Origin of the sequence: Microvirga pudoricolor (assembly GCF_016892705.1) — a bacterium.
In the GTDB taxonomy this organism is placed as follows: domain Bacteria; phylum Pseudomonadota; class Alphaproteobacteria; order Rhizobiales; family Beijerinckiaceae; genus Microvirga; species Microvirga pudoricolor.
On record NZ_JAFEMB010000006.1, the window covers coordinates 131478 to 146520 of the forward strand.

Annotated in this window: 18 protein-coding genes and 1 pseudogene; 6 read left to right on the forward strand and 13 right to left on the reverse strand. The window is 65.0% G+C overall.

The features are described from left to right. Nucleotides 1–2: 2 nt before the first annotated feature. The 6 genes and pseudogenes from ILT42_RS18320 to ILT42_RS18345 all read right to left on the reverse strand — a co-directional run bounded on the left by ILT42_RS18320 (nucleotide 3) and on the right by ILT42_RS18345 (nucleotide 5634). Nucleotides 3–1130, reverse strand: coding sequence for a branched-chain amino acid ABC transporter substrate-binding protein (locus tag ILT42_RS18320; protein ID WP_204217218.1), 1128 nt, complete (start codon nucleotides 1128–1130; stop codon nucleotides 3–5). A 186-nt stretch (nucleotides 1131–1316) separates the two neighbouring features. Then, a complete protein-coding gene (locus ILT42_RS18325) occupies nucleotides 1317–1673 on the reverse strand; it encodes a DUF6867 family protein (RefSeq protein ID WP_204217219.1) in 357 nt (118 codons plus the stop codon). Continuing rightward, entirely contained in the window at nucleotides 1673–2446 is a 774-nt protein-coding gene (locus tag ILT42_RS18330; RefSeq protein WP_229428752.1) for an ABC transporter ATP-binding protein, read from the reverse strand. Before ILT42_RS18330 ends, ILT42_RS18325 begins: the two co-directional genes overlap by 1 nt. Nucleotides 2447–2472: 26 nt before the next feature. Continuing rightward, nucleotides 2473–3285 (reverse strand): annotated as a pseudogene (locus ILT42_RS18335) (ABC transporter ATP-binding protein); the annotation flags it as partial. Next, complete coding sequence (gene livM, locus ILT42_RS18340) at nucleotides 3285–4700, reverse strand: high-affinity branched-chain amino acid ABC transporter permease LivM (protein ID WP_204217220.1); 1416 nt, start codon at nucleotides 4698–4700, stop codon at nucleotides 3285–3287. The pseudogene ILT42_RS18335 and the gene livM, both read right to left, overlap by 1 nt. Nucleotides 4701–4713: 13 nt before the next feature. Next, entirely contained in the window at nucleotides 4714–5634 is a 921-nt protein-coding gene (locus ILT42_RS18345) for a branched-chain amino acid ABC transporter permease (protein WP_204217221.1), read from the reverse strand. A 365-nt stretch (nucleotides 5635–5999) separates the two neighbouring features. Here ILT42_RS18345 and ILT42_RS18350 point away from each other — a divergent pair, with 365 nt between their 5' ends. Further along, a complete protein-coding gene (locus tag ILT42_RS18350; RefSeq protein ID WP_204217222.1) occupies nucleotides 6000–6521 on the forward strand; it encodes a flavin reductase family protein in 522 nt (173 codons plus the stop codon). Here ILT42_RS18350 and ILT42_RS18355 read toward each other — a convergent pair. Then, a complete protein-coding gene (locus ILT42_RS18355) occupies nucleotides 6516–7373 on the reverse strand; it encodes a methionyl-tRNA formyltransferase (protein WP_204217223.1) in 858 nt (285 codons plus the stop codon). The two genes, ILT42_RS18350 and ILT42_RS18355, sit on opposite strands and share 6 nt — an antisense overlap. A gap of 335 nt (nucleotides 7374–7708) precedes the next feature. Between ILT42_RS18355 and ILT42_RS18360 the strand changes: the two genes are divergently transcribed. Both ILT42_RS18360 and ILT42_RS18365 read left to right on the forward strand, forming a co-directional pair. Beyond that, nucleotides 7709–7978, forward strand: coding sequence for an usg protein (locus tag ILT42_RS18360; protein WP_204217224.1), 270 nt, complete (start codon nucleotides 7709–7711; stop codon nucleotides 7976–7978). Nucleotides 7979–8072: 94 nt separating this feature from the next. Then, the gene (locus tag ILT42_RS18365; RefSeq protein ID WP_204217225.1) at nucleotides 8073–8672 is read left to right on the forward strand and encodes an exopolysaccharide biosynthesis protein; all 600 of its coding nucleotides are present in this window, start codon (nucleotides 8073–8075) and stop codon (nucleotides 8670–8672) included. A gap of 204 nt (nucleotides 8673–8876) precedes the next feature. On the opposite strand, the gene radC is transcribed toward ILT42_RS18365, so the two are convergent. Then, nucleotides 8877–9560, reverse strand: coding sequence for a RadC family protein (radC, locus tag ILT42_RS18370; RefSeq protein ID WP_204217226.1), 684 nt, complete (start codon nucleotides 9558–9560; stop codon nucleotides 8877–8879). A 76-nt stretch (nucleotides 9561–9636) separates the two neighbouring features. Here radC and ILT42_RS18375 point away from each other — a divergent pair, with 76 nt between their 5' ends. Next, entirely contained in the window at nucleotides 9637–10068 is a 432-nt protein-coding gene (locus tag ILT42_RS18375) for a GFA family protein (RefSeq protein WP_204217227.1), read from the forward strand. A gap of 12 nt (nucleotides 10069–10080) precedes the next feature. Here ILT42_RS18375 and ILT42_RS18380 read toward each other — a convergent pair whose 3' ends face one another. Then, entirely contained in the window at nucleotides 10081–10713 is a 633-nt protein-coding gene (locus ILT42_RS18380; RefSeq protein ID WP_204217228.1) for a LysE family translocator, read from the reverse strand. Nucleotides 10714–10742: 29 nt separating this feature from the next. Beyond that, nucleotides 10743–11564 carry a type I methionyl aminopeptidase gene (map, locus tag ILT42_RS18385; protein WP_204217229.1) on the reverse strand — a complete coding sequence of 274 codons (822 nt, stop codon included), beginning with the start codon at nucleotides 11562–11564 and terminating at the stop codon, nucleotides 10743–10745. A gap of 163 nt (nucleotides 11565–11727) precedes the next feature. On the opposite strand from map, the gene ILT42_RS18390 reads away from it, so the two are divergent. Then, nucleotides 11728–12552, forward strand: coding sequence for an FkbM family methyltransferase (locus ILT42_RS18390; protein ID WP_204217230.1), 825 nt, complete (start codon nucleotides 11728–11730; stop codon nucleotides 12550–12552). A 40-nt stretch (nucleotides 12553–12592) separates the two neighbouring features. Here the strand turns inward: ILT42_RS18390 and ILT42_RS23230 are convergent, their stop codons facing one another. The 3 genes from ILT42_RS23230 to sfsA all read right to left on the reverse strand — a co-directional run bounded on the left by ILT42_RS23230 (nucleotide 12593) and on the right by sfsA (nucleotide 14068). Beyond that, on the reverse strand, nucleotides 12593–12997 hold the full coding sequence (locus tag ILT42_RS23230; protein WP_204217231.1) for a helix-turn-helix domain-containing protein: 405 nt from the start codon (nucleotides 12995–12997) through the stop codon (nucleotides 12593–12595). Nucleotides 12998–13010: 13 nt separating this feature from the next. Beyond that, on the reverse strand, nucleotides 13011–13256 hold the full coding sequence (locus ILT42_RS18400; protein ID WP_204217232.1) for a type II toxin-antitoxin system RelE family toxin: 246 nt from the start codon (nucleotides 13254–13256) through the stop codon (nucleotides 13011–13013). 92 nt (nucleotides 13257–13348) lie between these two features. Further along, nucleotides 13349–14068: a DNA/RNA nuclease SfsA gene (gene sfsA, locus ILT42_RS18405; protein WP_204217233.1), complete on the reverse strand. Its 720-nt coding sequence runs from the start codon at nucleotides 14066–14068 to the stop codon at nucleotides 13349–13351. Nucleotides 14069–14279: 211 nt separating this feature from the next. On the opposite strand from sfsA, the gene ILT42_RS18410 reads away from it, so the two are divergent. Continuing rightward, on the forward strand, nucleotides 14280–15026 hold the full coding sequence (locus ILT42_RS18410) for a competence/damage-inducible protein A (protein WP_204217234.1): 747 nt from the start codon (nucleotides 14280–14282) through the stop codon (nucleotides 15024–15026). Nucleotides 15027–15043: the final 17 nt, after the last annotated feature.

Genomic DNA, 15043 nt, shown 5'->3' on the forward strand with positions numbered 1-15043 from the left:
GATTACATGCCGAGCTCGTTGCCGGTGTAGTCGATCTTGCCGTCGGCGCCCTTCTTCCAGACGTACATGACGTAGTCCGGACGGGTGATGTCGCCCTTCTTGTCGAAGGAGATGTCGCCGATCACGGTCTTGAAGGGCTTACCGGCCTTCATGACCTCGGCCATCTTCTTGCCGTCGACGCTGCCGGCCTGCTTGGCGGCGTCCGCCAGGATCTGGGCGGCCGCGTAGCTGTACAGGGTGTAGGCTTCCGGCTCGTAGTTCTTCGCCTTGAACTTGGCGACGACGTCCTTGGCGTTCGGGTTCTTGCGCGGATCCGGCGCGAAGGTCATCAGGGTGCCGTCGGCGCCCGGACCGGCGATCGAGACGAACTCGGCCGACACGATGCCGTCACCCGACATGAGCGGGGCGTTGAGGCCCTGGTCGCGCATCTGGCGGATGATGAGGCCGGCTTCCGTGTGGAGGCCGCCGAAATAGACCACGTCCACGCCGGCCTGCTTCAGCTTCGACACGAGCGCGGAGTAGTCCTTCTCGCCCGGGTTCACGCCCTCGTACACCACTTCCTTGAGGCCCTTGGCGTTCATCGCCTTCTGGGTCTCATCGGCCAGGCCCTTGCCGTAGGGGGTCTTGTCGTGGATGACCGCGACCTTCTTGCCCTTGAACTTGTCGGCCAGATAGGCGCCGGCGACGCCGCCCTGCTGGTCGTCACGTCCGCAGGTGCGGAAGGTGTTCCACTTGCCGGCGTCGGTGTATTTCGGGTTGGTCGAGGCCGGGGAGACCTGCACGATGCCGGCTTCCTCGTAGATGTCCGAGGCCGGGATCGAGACGCCGGAGTTGAAGTGGCCGACGACCATCTTCACGCCCTCGGCTGCGAACTTGTTCGCCACGGACACGCCCTGCTTCGGATCGGACACGTCGTCGCCCACGACGAGCTGCAGCTTCTGACCGTTGATGCCGCCGGCGGCGTTGATGTCCTCAACGGCCTGCTCGACGCCATTCTTCAGCTGCGCGCCGAAAGCGGCGTTCGGGCCCGTGATGGGACCGGCCACGCCGATCTTGATCTGCGCGTTGGCCGCGCCCGAGAAGGCGAGGCCAAGACCGAGCGCGACGCTGGTCAACAGCAGTTTCTTCATAAAGGTCACTCCTCTGGGTGGTTTTCTGGGCCCCTTTGGCGGGAGCCGGTTTGGCAGGTTGTCCCGCCATCCGGGTCACATCATGATCTTTTTTGAAAGGATGTCACGCCGGAATTTGTGTCGCACTCGCAAGGGTTAGACGAAGGGTCTAAGCCCTTGCGCGCACGGGGATTCGATCGGGCGCCCTCAGGCCGCCGGAGACTTTTCGCGCCAGGTGAACGGCCCTGTCCGCTCGTACATCCAGCGGTACTGGGTCGTCATCTGGCGGGCACGGTAATACTGGAAGCCCAGCGTCCCGACGATCAGCATCACGATGGTGTCGATCGCGTAATAGTGGACCGACAGCAGGGTGCCCTCGAACAGGGCGTGATGGATGAAGCGCACCGCCGCGCCCAGGATCAGGAGGTAGAGGATCAGGGTCCAGTAGGGACGCCAGGTGATCGCGATGGCCCGGCCGGTCATCCAGGCGGCCCAGCCGCCCATGATCACGGTGATGAGCGCGAAGAGCCAGAAGGACGGCTCCTCATAGAGAATGCCCTGCATCAGTGGTGCCCCCCCTCGAGATAGGCGGCCTGGACCTGCGGATCGGCCAGGAGCTCCCGTCCGGTGCCGCTCATGGTGATGTTGCCCGTGACCATCACGTAACCGCGATGGGCCAGCTTCAGGGCGTGGTAGGCGTTCTGCTCCACGAGGAACACGGTCATGCCGTCCTTCTCGTTGAGCTCCTTGATGATCGAGAAGATCTGCTTGACGATCAGCGGCGCGAGACCCAGCGAGGGTTCGTCCAAGAGAAGCAGCTTCGGGCGGCTCATCAGGGCCCGCGCGATGGCCAGCATCTGCTGCTCGCCGCCCGACAGGGTGCCGCCGCGCTGGTAGAGGCGCTCCTTCAGGCGCGGGAAGAGGGTGCAGACCCGCTCCAGGTCCTGGTTGAAATGCGCGAGCCCGTTGATGGAGGCTCCCATCTGGAGGTTCTCGTACACGGTCATGCGCGGGAAGATCCGCCGGCCCTCCGGGGACTGCGCGATGGACATGCGGGCGATCTCGTGGGTGGGCATCCTGGTGATGTCCTGGCCCTGGTAGGTGATCGTGCCCTCGCGCGCCCGCGGATTGCCGAAGATGGTCATCATCAGGGTCGACTTCCCGGCCCCGTTCGCTCCGATCAGCGTGACGATCTCACCCTCGCGGACGTCCATGTCGACGCCCTTCAGGGCGATGATGTTGCCGTAATAGGTCTTGACCCCGCGCACGCTCAGGAGGACGGGCTTCGACGCCGCGGCGGACGCGGACGGGGTGACGTTCATTCCAGCGGTGCTCATACGCCGATCTCCGCTTCCACCTGCTCGACCTCTTCGTCGTCCACGCCCAGATAGGCCGCGATGACGCGCGGATCGCTCTTGACCTCGGACGGGGTGCCGTCCGCGATCTTGGTGCCGTAATCCAGCACCACCACGTGATCCGAGATTTCCATCACGACGGACATATCGTGCTCGATGAGCAGCAGCGATGTCCCATGATCCTTGCGGATGGAGAGCAGAAGGTTGTTCAATTCGAGGGATTCGCGGGGGTTGAGGCCCGCCGCGGGCTCGTCGAGGCACAGGAGCAGAGGGTCCGTGCACATGGCGCGGGCGATCTCCAACCGGCGCTGGTCACCGTAGGGCAGGTCGCCCGCCGGATCGTCCGCGCGATCGATGAGGCGGGTTTTCTCCAGCCAGAACTTGGCCTTCTCGATCGCCTCCTTCTCGGCGGTGCGGTATCCGCCCAGGCCCAGAATTCCCAGGAAAGTGTAGCCGGAGGACAGCATCAAGGGATTGTGCTGGGCGACGAGCAGATTCTCCAGGAGGGTCATGCCCGAGAACAGCCGGATGTTCTGGAACGTGCGCGCGACCTTGGCCTTCCAGTTGATGGAATTGCCTGGCAGCCGCTCCAGGAGCAGGTTGCTCCCGTCCGGCTTGCGCATGGCGATCAAGCCTTCCGTCGGCTTGTAGAAGCCGGTGATGCAGTTGAACACCGTCGTCTTGCCCGCGCCGTTGGGGCCGATCAGCGCGGTGATGTCGCCGCGCCCGACCTTGAACGACAGGTCGTTGATGGCCACGAGGCCGCCGAAGCGCATCGTGAGGTGCTGGACGTCCAGCAGAGGGTCTTGGATCCAGCGCATTAGCCGTGTCCTTCCTTGACGAGGGAGCCGGAAATGGCCTTGCGCTCCTTCAGGATGACGGTGGGTGACCGTTCGGAGATGAGACCGCGCGGACGCCACACCATCATGGCGACCATGCCGGCGCCGAACAGCAGCAGCCGGTACTCGTTGGGGTCGAAGCCCGATCCGAAGACGGCCTGCAGGAAGGTGAGATTGCGCAGGATCTCCGGCCCGCCCACCAGCACGATGGCGGCGATCGCGACGCCGATCTGCGAGCCCATGCCGCCCAGGACCACGATGGCCAGGATGATGGCCGATTCCAGGAAGTTAAAGCTCTCCGGCGATACGAAGCCCTGGCGAACCGCGAAGAACGATCCCGCGAAGCCGCCGAACATGGCCCCGATCGCAAAGGCCGTCAGCTTCACGTTCGTGGTGTTGATGCCGAGCGACCGGCACGCGATCTCATCCTCGCGCAGGGCCTCCCAGGCCCGGCCCACGGGCAGCTTGCGCAGCCGCATGGTCACGAAGTTGGTGAGGAGAGCGAGGGCCAGGATCAGGTAGTACAGGAATATGATCCTGTGCATACCATTGAACTCGAGCCCGAAGGTCTGGGCGAACCCGCCTTCGCCCGACGTGAAGGGCAGGCCGAAGAACGTGGCGCGCGGGATCGACGAGATGCCGGCGCCGCCATTGGTCAGGTCCGTCCAGTTGATGAGGACGAGGCGGATGATCTCGCCGAAGGCGAGCGTCACGATGGCGAGGTAGTCGCCCCGCAGGCGTAGAACCGGAAAGCCCAGGATCATGCCCCAGAAGCCCGCCAGGATGCCGGCCAGCGGCAGGCAGATCCAGAACGAGAGCCCGAACGTGGTGGACAAAAGCGCGTAGGAATAGGCGCCGACCGCATAGAAGGCGACGTAGCCCAGGTCGAGAAGACCCGCCAACCCGACCACGATGTTCAGGCCCCAGCCCAGCATCACGTAGGTGAGGATCAGGATGCCCAGATCCACCCAGTAGCGGGATTCGTTCAGGCCGCCCTGGATGAAATAGATGATCACCGGGAAGGCCAGCGCCACCCCGAGGAAGAACGGGATCGCGAAGCGGGACGTCTTCTGGAAGGCGTTGGGCTCCGCATGAACGAATTCCGTCGCCTGATGCGGGCTCGGAGTCGCCTCACGGGCCGCTTTCGTGGCCATGAAGGCGTGCAGGAGGATCCGCAGTCCGAACACGAGCGCGCAGAGGATCGCCACGAGGCCCCAGCGCGGGCTCAGCCATAGGTCGCCGCCGCTCTGGTCTGTCTTGTAGGCCAGGATCGGAATCGACAGGCCGAGCATGATGAGCGCGGTCTTCAAACCGTCCTTGATGGCGGCCGTCAGGTCGAAACGGTTGGGGAGCGCCGGGCTTTCGGCCGACGCGGTGGTGATGGGAGGTGCGTTCATGATGCCGTCTCCCTCAAACCTTCTCGACCTCAGGCCGTCCGAGAATGCCGGAGGGCATGAAGATCAGCACGATGGCCAGGATGGAGAACGCGGCCACATCCTTGTACTCGATCGAAAAGTAAGCGGACCAGAACACCTCGATCAGGCCGATGATCAGGCCGCCCAGAACCGCGCCCGGAAGGGATCCAATGCCGCCGAGGACCGCCGCCGTGAAGGCCTTCACGCCCGGAACGAAGCCGTCGTTGAAGCTCACGACGCCATAGTAGAGGAGGTACATGGTGCCGGCGACCGCGGCGAGCGCCGCCCCGATCACGAAGGTCAGGGAGATCGTCCGGTCCACGTTGATGCCGAGAAGCGCCGCCATCTTGCGGTCCTGCTCGCAGGCGCGCTGGGCGCGGCCGAGAGAGGTCTTCTGGACGAGGTACCAGAAGATCGTCAGCAGCACCGCCGTGGTGACCATGATGATGATCTGCTTGTAGGACAGGGCGACGTTGTAGCCGCTCTCGCCCTGGAACAACACGATCACGTCGCCGATCATCGGGGGGGTCGGCTTGTTGCGTGCCCCTTGGGCAACCTGCACGAAATTCGACAGGAAGATCGAGACGCCGATGGCCGAGATCAGAGGCGCCAGCCGGAACGATCCACGCAGGGGCCGGTAGGCGATGCGCTCGATGGCCCAGCCCCACAGGGAGGTGAGAACCATCGCGATCACCAGCACGAAAAGCAGCGCCAACACCACGGAGGAGATGCCGAGCCAGGTCGTGAAGATGAGGAAGAAGATGAGCGCGATGAACGCGGAGAGCATGAACACGTCGCCGTGGGCGAAGTTGACCATGCCGATGATGCCGAACACCATCGTGTAGCCGATGGCGATGAGCCCGTAGATGGACCCCAGCGTCAGCCCGTTGATGAGCTGCTGCACAAATATTTCCATGTCGCGCCCTTAACACCCCCTCTGGAAGGGGTTTTTTGTTTGGGAAACGTCACAGCAAAGCACGATGCAAGAGCCAGGCCAAGCGGGACGTTCGGGTGGCGCTCTCTAGCAAACGGTTTAGGCTTCGACAACGAGGGGTTATGGGCCTCATCACGGAAAAGAATGGATGCGACTCATGCCTTCGTCTAAAACGCGCGAACCTCCGGGAAAAGGTTCCCATTCCGCCCGCCGGTCGGAATGAGGCCGCACCCGGACCGCAGGGCAGGTTTGTGCCGGATCGCTTCCCCCGAGGAGCGGCAGGCCCCATATGGGGGGCATGACCTTGCCACCCGTCCCGAAGGGGAAAGACGCTTGAACGGACCCACATGCTGAAAGCGGCCTTTCCCTCCGGTCCCCCGGACGCGACCTTGCCCGACCCGATGCTCTTCCGCGAGGGCATGAGCCGCGTCGCCGGGGCCGTGCATATCATCACCACCAGCGGGCCGGCCGGAAAGGCGGGCTTCACGGCCACCGCTGTCACGCCCGTGACGGACGACCCGCCGTCCCTTCTGGTCTGCGTGAACACCTCCGCCCGCTCGCCTACGGCTCTGCTGGAGAATGGGGTCTTCGCCGTGAACACCCTCGCGGCGGATGACAGGCTTCTCTCGGAAGCCTTCGCGGGGCGCATCGACCTCGAAGGCCGTGACCGCTTCACGGTCGGCGACTGGCAGGAGGCCCTGACCGGGTCGCCGATCCTGGCCTCGAGCTTGGTCTCCTTCGCATGCCGGATCGCGGACGCGCGAATTGTTGCCACCCACCACGTGATCATTGGCGAGATCCTCCAGATCCGCCTCGGAGAACCACGCGCGCCGCTGATTTATCACGGCCGGCGTTACCACGCCCTATAGGCGGCTCTCAGGCCTGCGACGCTCGCGGGGCTGCGGATGCCAGCCCGTGAGCTGCACGAACCCGCCCCGGGCCGCCACGATGAGATGGCGCCTGTGCCGGTGGACGAGGGTTCCCGGCTGATAGCCGTGGCGTTCCTCCCACCCGGCGGCCTCCCAGACATGGATCCAGGTCGACGACACCTGGGCGAAAACCTCGATTGACCCGAAGGCCCGGACGGTGCGCAGGACTTCGCTCACAGGCTCGTTCCAGCGAAGGGTGCGCTGGGCCTGATTGACCCGGGGCCAGTAGGAGCCCTTTCCCTGGGGCGACGCCTCCCGCCAAAGGCCCGGCAGGTCGTCCGCGAGGTCGCCCGCGATGCTTTTGGCGGCCATTTGGCACTTGGCCAAGAGGGTGTCGTGGGTTTCGCCCGGCGCCAGGGAAAAGCGCCGCTGCGCCACGATGGCGCCCGTGTCGAAGGACGGCGCCAGCGCGTGGGCCGTCATGCCCCAGCCGTCGCGGCCGTCCAGGATGGCCTGGAAAAGGGGGTAGGGCCCCCGTCCCTCGGGCAGGGGCGAGGGGTGGAAATTCACCCCATAGGGCAAAAACCGCTCCCAATCCTTGATGAGCCAGGGATAGCCCGCGACGATCAGGGCGTCGCATCCCATCCGGTTCAGCCCGGCCAGGTCGGCCGGGCCGATGCGGGTCGTTTGCATTGGGATCCTGGCGGCGCGGGCCCAGGCGGCGGTCTGCGTGTTGAAATCGTAGACGTCGTCGCAGGGCCTGCTGAACAGCTTCAGCGGCGTCCAGCCCCGGTCGAGGAGCACCCTGAACACGTCGCCCAGGAAATCGATGCCGGCGAAGGCGAAGCGCATTCGCGAGTGATCCTCTGATAGGTCGGCGGCGCTGGACGGCAGCCGCGTCCGGCCGGGCGCGGGCGCGCCTCAAGGCAATGTGATCCAGCCTGCCGCAAGGGCAAGCGTACGTCCTTAAACTCTCCTTATAGGATTCGGCAGGAAGCTGCGAAGGCCCCGGCTGTCCATCCGCCTAAGGGCTCATCCGGGGGACCGGAACCGGAGCAGTAAGGCGGCATTGATTTTCGAGAGGGGGAGGGGGGTGCGCCGGCCGACATAGGGGTTTGCCGCCGCGTCGCAACGGTCATCAGGGGGCTCAGGAACCGCCTCGGGCCTCCGGCATCGCAGGAGGTCGCATGGTTTCTCAGGATTTCATCCGCCAGCTCGAAGGCTACGGTCTGACGACCGCAACGATCCTCTATCGCCTGCCCGATCACCCGAAACTGCTGCAAACCTACATTTGGCAGGATTACGATCTCGCCCCGAAGTTCCCGGTCCTGCTCGACTTCCTAGAATTCTGGAAGCGGGAACTGGAAGGTCCCCTCCACTCGGTCACGGTGGCGCATTCAAGGCTGGTCAAGCCGACCGAGTACCGCGCCGTCGAGGGGGTTCTCACACTTTATTGATCGAGGGCCTGCGCGCGAAGGCCAGCCTTGGACTCCCGGGCGAACTCGGGTAGAGAGAGCGCGTTCCATTGTTCTCTACCTGTTTCAGGGCCCCTTGTTTTCCAAAGCACGCACATCCGAGATCCTGGTTGCCCTCGCGTCGCAGCCGGGCGAACGCCTGAGCGTGCGGGACATCATGGCCGTTCTGCAGGACCGCGCCTTCGCGCTGCTCATCGTGCTGCTCGGCCTACCGAACTGCCTGCCCATGCCGCCCCCGATCCCGCTGATCTGCGGCCTTCTCCTGGGCCTCGTGGCGTTCCAGATCGCACTCGGGCGCCCGACGCCCTGGCTGCCCCAGCGTCTGCTCTCCCGGTCGATCGCCCGCGCCGACGTGGAAAAGGCGGCCCTGAAGGCGGCACCCGCCTTCCGGCGGCTGGAGCGTTTCTCACGCCCGCGCATGACGTTCCTGGATTCGCCGGTCTCCCTGCGGGTCGTGGGCCTGATTCTGCTGGTGATGGCGCTCGGGCTCCTGTTCGCGCCCCCTTTCATCGGGCAAATCCCCTTGGGCCTCGCGGTCTGCCTCGTGGGCATCGGGCTCGTGGAGCGCGACGGCATCGTGATGCTCGGCGGCTTCGTCGTCGGGGCGCTCGGCCTGACCCTGAGCCTGGGCTTCGTCTACGCGATCTTTTCGGGGATCGAGGGGTTCTTGGGCTAGAGTTGTCCTCCAAGCTCCCCCTCATCCTGAGGGAATGGCGAAGCCGTTCGTCTCGAAGCCTCATCCTGAGGGCCCGCGCAGCGGGCGTCTCGAAGGATGGTCCAGCGGAGTGTTTCCCGTACCTCCTGAAGCCCTCCTTCGAGACGCCGCTGATGCGGCTCCTCAGGATGAGGTCAGGGGTGTTTCAAACGCCTCGAAACGTCGTCAAATCAGCTTCAACCCTTTCAGGCTCGCATGACCCTCCCGGCCCACGATGATGTGGTCGTGGATCGTGATCCCGAGCGGTGTCGCCACGTCGATGATCTCGCGGGTCATCTTCACGTCCGCCGAGGAGGGCGTCGGGTCGCCGGAGGGGTGGTTGTGCACGAGGATGAGGGCCGAGGCCGAGAGTTCGAGCGCGCGCTTGACCACTTCGCGGGGATAGACCGGCGTGTGATCGACCGTGCCCGATTGCTGCACCTCGTCGGCGATGAGGGCGTTGCGCTTGTCGAGGAAGAGCAGGCGGAACTGCTCTTTGTCCATGAAGGCCATGGCGGCGCGGCAATAATCGATGACCGAGCTCCAGGAGGACAGGACCGGGCGCTTGGTGACCTCGCCCCTCGCCAGCCGCCGCCCGGCCGCCTCCACCACCTTCAGGTCGGTGATGATCCCGGCCGTGACCCCAGGCACTTCCGCCAGCCGGGCCGGGGAGGCGGCCAGGACCTTCGCGAAGCTCCCGAAGCGTTTGACCAGCTCCTTGGCGAGCGGCTTGACGTCCCGCCGGGGGATCGACCGGAACAGCACCAGCTCCAAGAGCTCGTAGTCCGGCAGCGCCTCGCTCCCGAACTCGGTGAAGCGGGCTCGCAGCCGGTCGCGGTGGCCGTGGTAATGGGGCGTGGAATCGGTCATGCCTGCTCGTTGACGGGAATCGGCCCGGGGAAGATATTCTGTTTCACATCCGTTGGGAAAGAGCAGGCGGGAGCGCATGAACAAGGACATCGACCGGATCGACGGCGCCTGCCATTGCGGCACGGTGCGCTTCCGCGTGAAGCTGGCCAACGGCCTCCACACGGCCCGCCGCTGCACCTGCTCCTATTGCCGGATGCGCGGCGCGGTCGCGGTCTCGGCGGACCGTGCCGATATCGAGATCGTGCAGGGCGAAGAGGCTTTGACCCTCTATCAGTTCAACACCGGGACGGCGAAGCACTACTTTTGCTCGACCTGCGGGATCTACACCCACCACCAGCGCCGCTCCGACCCAAGCCAATACGGCGTCAATGTCGCCTGCCTGGAGGGCGTCAGTCCCTTCGATTTCGAGGAGGTTCCGGTGAATGACGGCGTCTCTCATCCGTCCGATCGGCAGCGCGGGACAGGCTCGGAATTGGCCGGAATCCTGAAATTCATCCCGGCCAAGTAGAAAGCGGGGCGTTCAGCTCCTCTGGAACGCCACGTGAAGGCCGAGCCCGACGAGCAGGGTGCCCCCGGCCCGTTGCATCACCCGCTGGGCGCGGCCCGACCGTTGCAGCCGGCCGACCACCGCTCCGGCCAAGAACACGCAAATCACGTCGGCGAGGGAGAACATCAGGTTCACCATCGTGCCGAACAGCATGAACTGGACCCAGACCGGGAAGGCTGCTGAAGGGTCGATGAACTGGGGCAGGAAGGCCACGAAGAAGATCGCGGTCTTCGGATTCAGCACCTCGACGGTGACGCTTTCGAGAAAGGCCCGCCGAGCGGATTTCGGCGCGATGCCGGGCAGCGTGGCCTGTCCCTGGGACTTGGCCCGGAACATGGCGATGCCGAGCCACACAAGGTAGGCGGCGCCGCAGAGCTTTACGGCGAGGTAGAGGGTCGGCACCGCGTGAAACAGGACGGAGAGCCCGGCCGCGGCGGCGATCACGTGCACGTAGCCGCCCAGATGGATGCCCAGGGAGGCCATCAGGCCGGGCCACCGGCCCCGCGCAAGGGTCTGGGCCGCCGCATAGAGCATGGCCGGACCCGGCATGAAGGCGAAAACCGCCGTGGTCGCCAGAAAAGCGAGCCATATCTCGAGCGATGGCATGGCCCTGTCCCCTATCCCTGGATCGATCGTCAGCCGTACACCGTCGCCGGCGCCCCGAAGCCCTTGGGCGAGAGCGTGAAGATCTCGCAGCCGGTTTCCGTCACGCCCACCGCGTGCTCGTACTGGGCCGACAGGGAGCGGTCACGGGTCACGGCGGTCCAGCCATCGGCCAGCACCTTCACCTGCGGGCGGCCGAGATTGATCATCGGCTCGATGGTGAAGAACATGCCGGCTTTCAGCTCCACATTGTAGGACGGCTCGACATAATGGAGAATCGTGGGCGCGTCGTGGAAGACCCGGCCGACCCCGTGGCCGCAGAAATCCCGCACCACGGTGCAGCGCTCGGACTCGGCATAGGACTGGATGGCCGCCCCAATATCGTTGGTGCTGGCTCCAGGCTTGACCGCTGAGATGCCCCGCATGAGGCATTCGTAGGTGATCTCGCACAGGCGCTGCGCCTTCCGGGGCACGTCGCCCACGTAATACATGCGGCTCGAATCGCCGTACCAGCCGTCCAGAATGAACGTCACGTCGATGTTGACGATGTCGCCCTCCCGGAGGGGCTTGTCGTTGGGGATCCCATGGCAGACCACATGGTTGATCGAGGTGCAGATCGTCTTGTTGTAGCCCCGGTAGTACAAACAGGCCGGGTAGGCCCCGTGGTCCATGCCGAACTCGAACATCAGCTTGTCGAGGTAGTCGGTGGTGACGCCGGGCTTCACGTGGTCAACCAGGAGGTCCAGCGCCCTGGCGGTGAGCTGCCCGGCGCGGCGCATGCCCTCGAAGGCCTCGGGGCCGTGGAGCGGGATATCGGGCGCGGCCCGGCGGGCGGTGATTTCGGCTTCGGTCATGGGGGATCCTGTTCGTCCCGAATGTAAGGATTGGCGCGCCCGAGGCAAGCGCGGGGGACGCGGGCCTCACGGCCTCGCTTGCGAATGCCGCCTGACAATGCCAAGAGCAACCCCGTGAGCAACCCCGTTCGGCCGATATCTCGGCCCCAGGTTCCCGTCGACGATGTCCGATAACCGCCCCTTCGGCGCCTATGCCCCTTCCGGTCTGGTCCAGCGGATCCTCCAGCGCACCCGCGCCGTCTCGGCCGGCTGGCTCGGCCGGCGCATGGCCTTCGTGCTGCGGCGCTTCGCGATCCGGTCCCTGAATGGCGCGCCTCTCGACGTCGAGACCTTCGGGGCCCGGATGCGGCTCTATCCCTACAACAACGTTTGCGAGAAACGCATCCTCTTCACGCCCCAGTTCTTCGACCCTCAGGAGCTGGCCATCCTGGAGAGCCGCATCCGGGACGGCTTTACCTTCCTGGACGTGGGCGCGAACGTGGGCGGCTATGCGCTCTTCGTGGCGGCGCGCGCCGGCGCGAGGGCCCGGATCCTCGCCGTGGAGCCGCAGCCCGAGATCTTCGACCGGCTCACCTTCAACATCAGCCAGAACCCCTTCGGCACCGTGAAGGCCGTGGCGCTCGCCGTGGCCGATAAGGCGGGCGAGCTGACCCTTTTCCTTGACGAGCGCAACAAGGGCGAATCGAGCGTCAAGATCGTGGGCTCCAGCAATGCCGACGCCATCCGGGTCCCGGCCCTGCCGCTCCTCGATCTCGCCCAGCAGGAGGGCTTCACCCGTCTCGACGCCGTCAAGCTCGACGTGGAGGGCGCCGAGGACCTGATCCTGGACCCGTTCCTGCGGGACGCCCCGGAATCCATGCTGCCCTCGCTGTTCATCATCGAGGACGGGCGCGAGCAATGGCAGACGGACCTCGACACCCTGCTGACCGCCAAGGGCTACAAGCTGATCCTCCAGACGCGCCTCAACCTGCTCTACGAGCGGACGTAGTCCGGGAGTTCTGGCGCCAACCCTCAGAAGTCCCTTTGGATTATGCAGAGGATGGCTTCAGTCGCTCCAGGGCAGCGAGGAGCTCTCTCATGACATCCTCACCGGGTCTTTTCCGCTCACCTTCGATGTCGCTGAGATAACCCTGGGTGATGCTTGCTTCTTCGGCGAGCTGCTGTTGGCTGATCTTCGCGGTTTTGCGCAGCTCCCGCAGAAGGACCCCGTCGAAATTGCCTGACTCCATGCGGGCCGGGCGACCGGAGAGATCGGTCGCTATGAGCGTCTCGTCGCCCCGTGCGATCCGCTCCCGCGCCTCTGCGACGATGCGCCTGGTCACGCGGTCTTCGGCCTCCTCATCTCCGAGGCGAGCCAACATGGCATCGTAATCGCGTCGTGGGAGGAGAACGAGTTCCTCACCCCCGTCCGTGGTGATGAATTGCGCTTTCACTCCGAACCTCCCTCTAACGGTAAACATCGCGGCGGTGTCCGGCCGCCAGAATGGAGATGGTCTCAGTCGTTTCGTCAAAAACGACGCGGTAATCGCCGATCCTCATCCGAAGTCCGAGACCGCCCTTCATCTGCTTCACGTCGCCCTCGCCTGTCAGGGCATAAATGCGAAGAGCCTCAAGCAGTTGTTCCTGTACGCTCTCCGGAAAGTTCCAGAAGCTCCGAGCGGCGGCTTTGGTATAGACTAGCGTTTTATTCACGGCGATAATATCACTAAATATGGCGATATTATCGCCTTAGAAATACGCTCGTCAAACGACGCGGCTGTGTCACGGAATTGATCGAAGCGCTATCAACGCGGCGTGACGATCTCCACCGGGTGGTCGATGGCGATCTCCTCGGGCGAAATCCGGCAGGTATAGGCATAGGATTCAACACCAGCCGCGAGGGCGTGGCGGAAGGCCTTGTCATAGGCCGGGTCGATGTCGCGGGCGACGTCGAAGCGCTCGGCCCGCATCTGGATCACGTAGACCAGGGCAGCCCGGAAACCGGCCTCCACCATGTCGGCCAGCTCATAAAGGTGCTTGGCGCTGCGGGCGGCGACGCAGTCGGGGAACTCGGCGAAGCCCGCCTCCCGCATCAGGTGGCAGTTCTTGACCTCCAGGTAGCAGGGCGGCTCGCCGTCGGTCTCCAGCAGGAAGTCGACCCGGCTCGCCCGGCCATACTTCACCTCGGGCCGCACGCGCTCGTAGCGGGCGAACGGCGCGAGCCTTCCCTCGCGCAGGGCCTCGGCCACCAGGTGATTGGGCCGCGACGTGTTGATGCCGATGAGCTGGTGGGGGCCTCCGCCCGCGGGGACGTCCACGAACTCCCAGTTATAGGCGAGCTTGCGCTTCGGGTTCGAGGCCCGGGACAGGAGGACCCGGCTTCCGGGTTCCTTGAGGCCCATCATGGCGCCGGGATTGGCGCAATGGGCGGTGACGACCTCGCCGGTCGACAACTCGATATCGGCGAGGAAGCGCTTGTAGCGCTGGATCAGGCGGCCTTCGAGGAGGGGTTCGGAGAAACGCATTCGAAAAACGGGATAAATCGGAGCCCCGCCTCCTACCAGAGGATAAGCCCGCCCTACAACAGAAGCCTGCTTGAGGATTGCACGCGGGGCGGCTAAAGCCCCTGAAGCCGTTTTCAGTGGTGAAACCGTCTCCAGTTCGCGCCATGCCGCATTCTTTCGTGGCGAACCGGGTTCCACTTCGCCGGAAAATGCTCCGAAAGGAACCGATCGAATGGCCGCCTCCGTCACAGCCGCGCTCCTGGTCATCGGCGACGAGATCCTCTCGGGCCGGACCAAGGACAAGAACATCGGCTACATCGCCGAATATCTGACCGGGATCGGCATCGACCTCATGGAGGTGCGGGTGGTGCCCGACATCGAGGCCGAGATCGTGGCGGCGGTCAACACCCTGCGCGAGCGCTACACCTACCTGTTCACGACCGGCGGCATCGGGCCGACCCATGACGACATCACGGCCGACAGCATCGGCCGCGCTTTCGGGGTCGCGGTCGATCACGATCCCCGCGCCGTGGCGATGCTCAAGGAGCGCTATGGCGAGGGCGAACTGACCGATGCGCGGCTTCGCATGGCCCGGGTCCCGAAGGGCTCAGACCTGATCGAGAACCCGATCTCCAAGGCGCCTGGCTTCCGTATCGGCAATGTCATCACCATGGCGGGCGTGCCGTCGATCATGCAGGCGATGCTCGACCTTGTGGCGCCCACGCTCCAGACGGGCGTGCGCATGACGGTCGAGAACGTGGATGCCGGGAGCCTGGGCGAGGGGATCTACGGCGACGGGCTCGCTGCCATCGCGGCGGCTCATCCCGGGGTCTCCATCGGATCCTACCCGTCCTTCACGGCGACGGGGTTCCGCAATCAGATCGTCGTTCGCAGCAAGGATCCGGCCGCGGCCTCGGCGGCGGCGCGGGACGTCGAGGCCCTGGTGGCGCGTCTGACGGCCGACCGCGTTCCTCTCTAACCCACCTCGTTCAAGGG

What these genes read in the sequence shown, in the direction of transcription:
- ILT42_RS18320 (WP_204217218.1), bottom strand. Translation starts at nt 1,130, where the DNA reads ATGAAGAAACTGCTGTTGACCAGCGTCGCGCTCGGTCTTGGCCTCGCC.
- ILT42_RS18325 (WP_204217219.1), bottom strand. Translation starts at nt 1,673, where the DNA reads ATGCAGGGCATTCTCTATGAGGAGCCGTCCTTCTGGCTCTTCGCGCTC.
- ILT42_RS18330 (WP_229428752.1), bottom strand. Translation starts at nt 2,446, where the DNA reads ATGAGCACCGCTGGAATGAACGTCACCCCGTCCGCGTCCGCCGCGGCG.
- livM (WP_204217220.1), bottom strand. Translation starts at nt 4,700, where the DNA reads ATGAACGCACCTCCCATCACCACCGCGTCGGCCGAAAGCCCGGCGCTC.
- ILT42_RS18345 (WP_204217221.1), bottom strand. Translation starts at nt 5,634, where the DNA reads ATGGAAATATTTGTGCAGCAGCTCATCAACGGGCTGACGCTGGGGTCC.
- ILT42_RS18350 (WP_204217222.1), top strand. Translation starts at nt 6,000, where the DNA reads ATGCTGAAAGCGGCCTTTCCCTCCGGTCCCCCGGACGCGACCTTGCCC.
- ILT42_RS18355 (WP_204217223.1), bottom strand. Translation starts at nt 7,373, where the DNA reads ATGCGCTTCGCCTTCGCCGGCATCGATTTCCTGGGCGACGTGTTCAGG.
- ILT42_RS18360 (WP_204217224.1), top strand. Translation starts at nt 7,709, where the DNA reads ATGGTTTCTCAGGATTTCATCCGCCAGCTCGAAGGCTACGGTCTGACG.
- radC (WP_204217226.1), bottom strand. Translation starts at nt 9,560, where the DNA reads ATGACCGATTCCACGCCCCATTACCACGGCCACCGCGACCGGCTGCGA.
- ILT42_RS18375 (WP_204217227.1), top strand. Translation starts at nt 9,637, where the DNA reads ATGAACAAGGACATCGACCGGATCGACGGCGCCTGCCATTGCGGCACG.
- ILT42_RS18380 (WP_204217228.1), bottom strand. Translation starts at nt 10,713, where the DNA reads ATGCCATCGCTCGAGATATGGCTCGCTTTTCTGGCGACCACGGCGGTT.
- map (WP_204217229.1), bottom strand. Translation starts at nt 11,564, where the DNA reads ATGACCGAAGCCGAAATCACCGCCCGCCGGGCCGCGCCCGATATCCCG.
- ILT42_RS18390 (WP_204217230.1), top strand. Translation starts at nt 11,728, where the DNA reads ATGTCCGATAACCGCCCCTTCGGCGCCTATGCCCCTTCCGGTCTGGTC.
- sfsA (WP_204217233.1), bottom strand. Translation starts at nt 14,068, where the DNA reads ATGCGTTTCTCCGAACCCCTCCTCGAAGGCCGCCTGATCCAGCGCTAC.
- ILT42_RS18410 (WP_204217234.1), top strand. Translation starts at nt 14,280, where the DNA reads ATGGCCGCCTCCGTCACAGCCGCGCTCCTGGTCATCGGCGACGAGATC.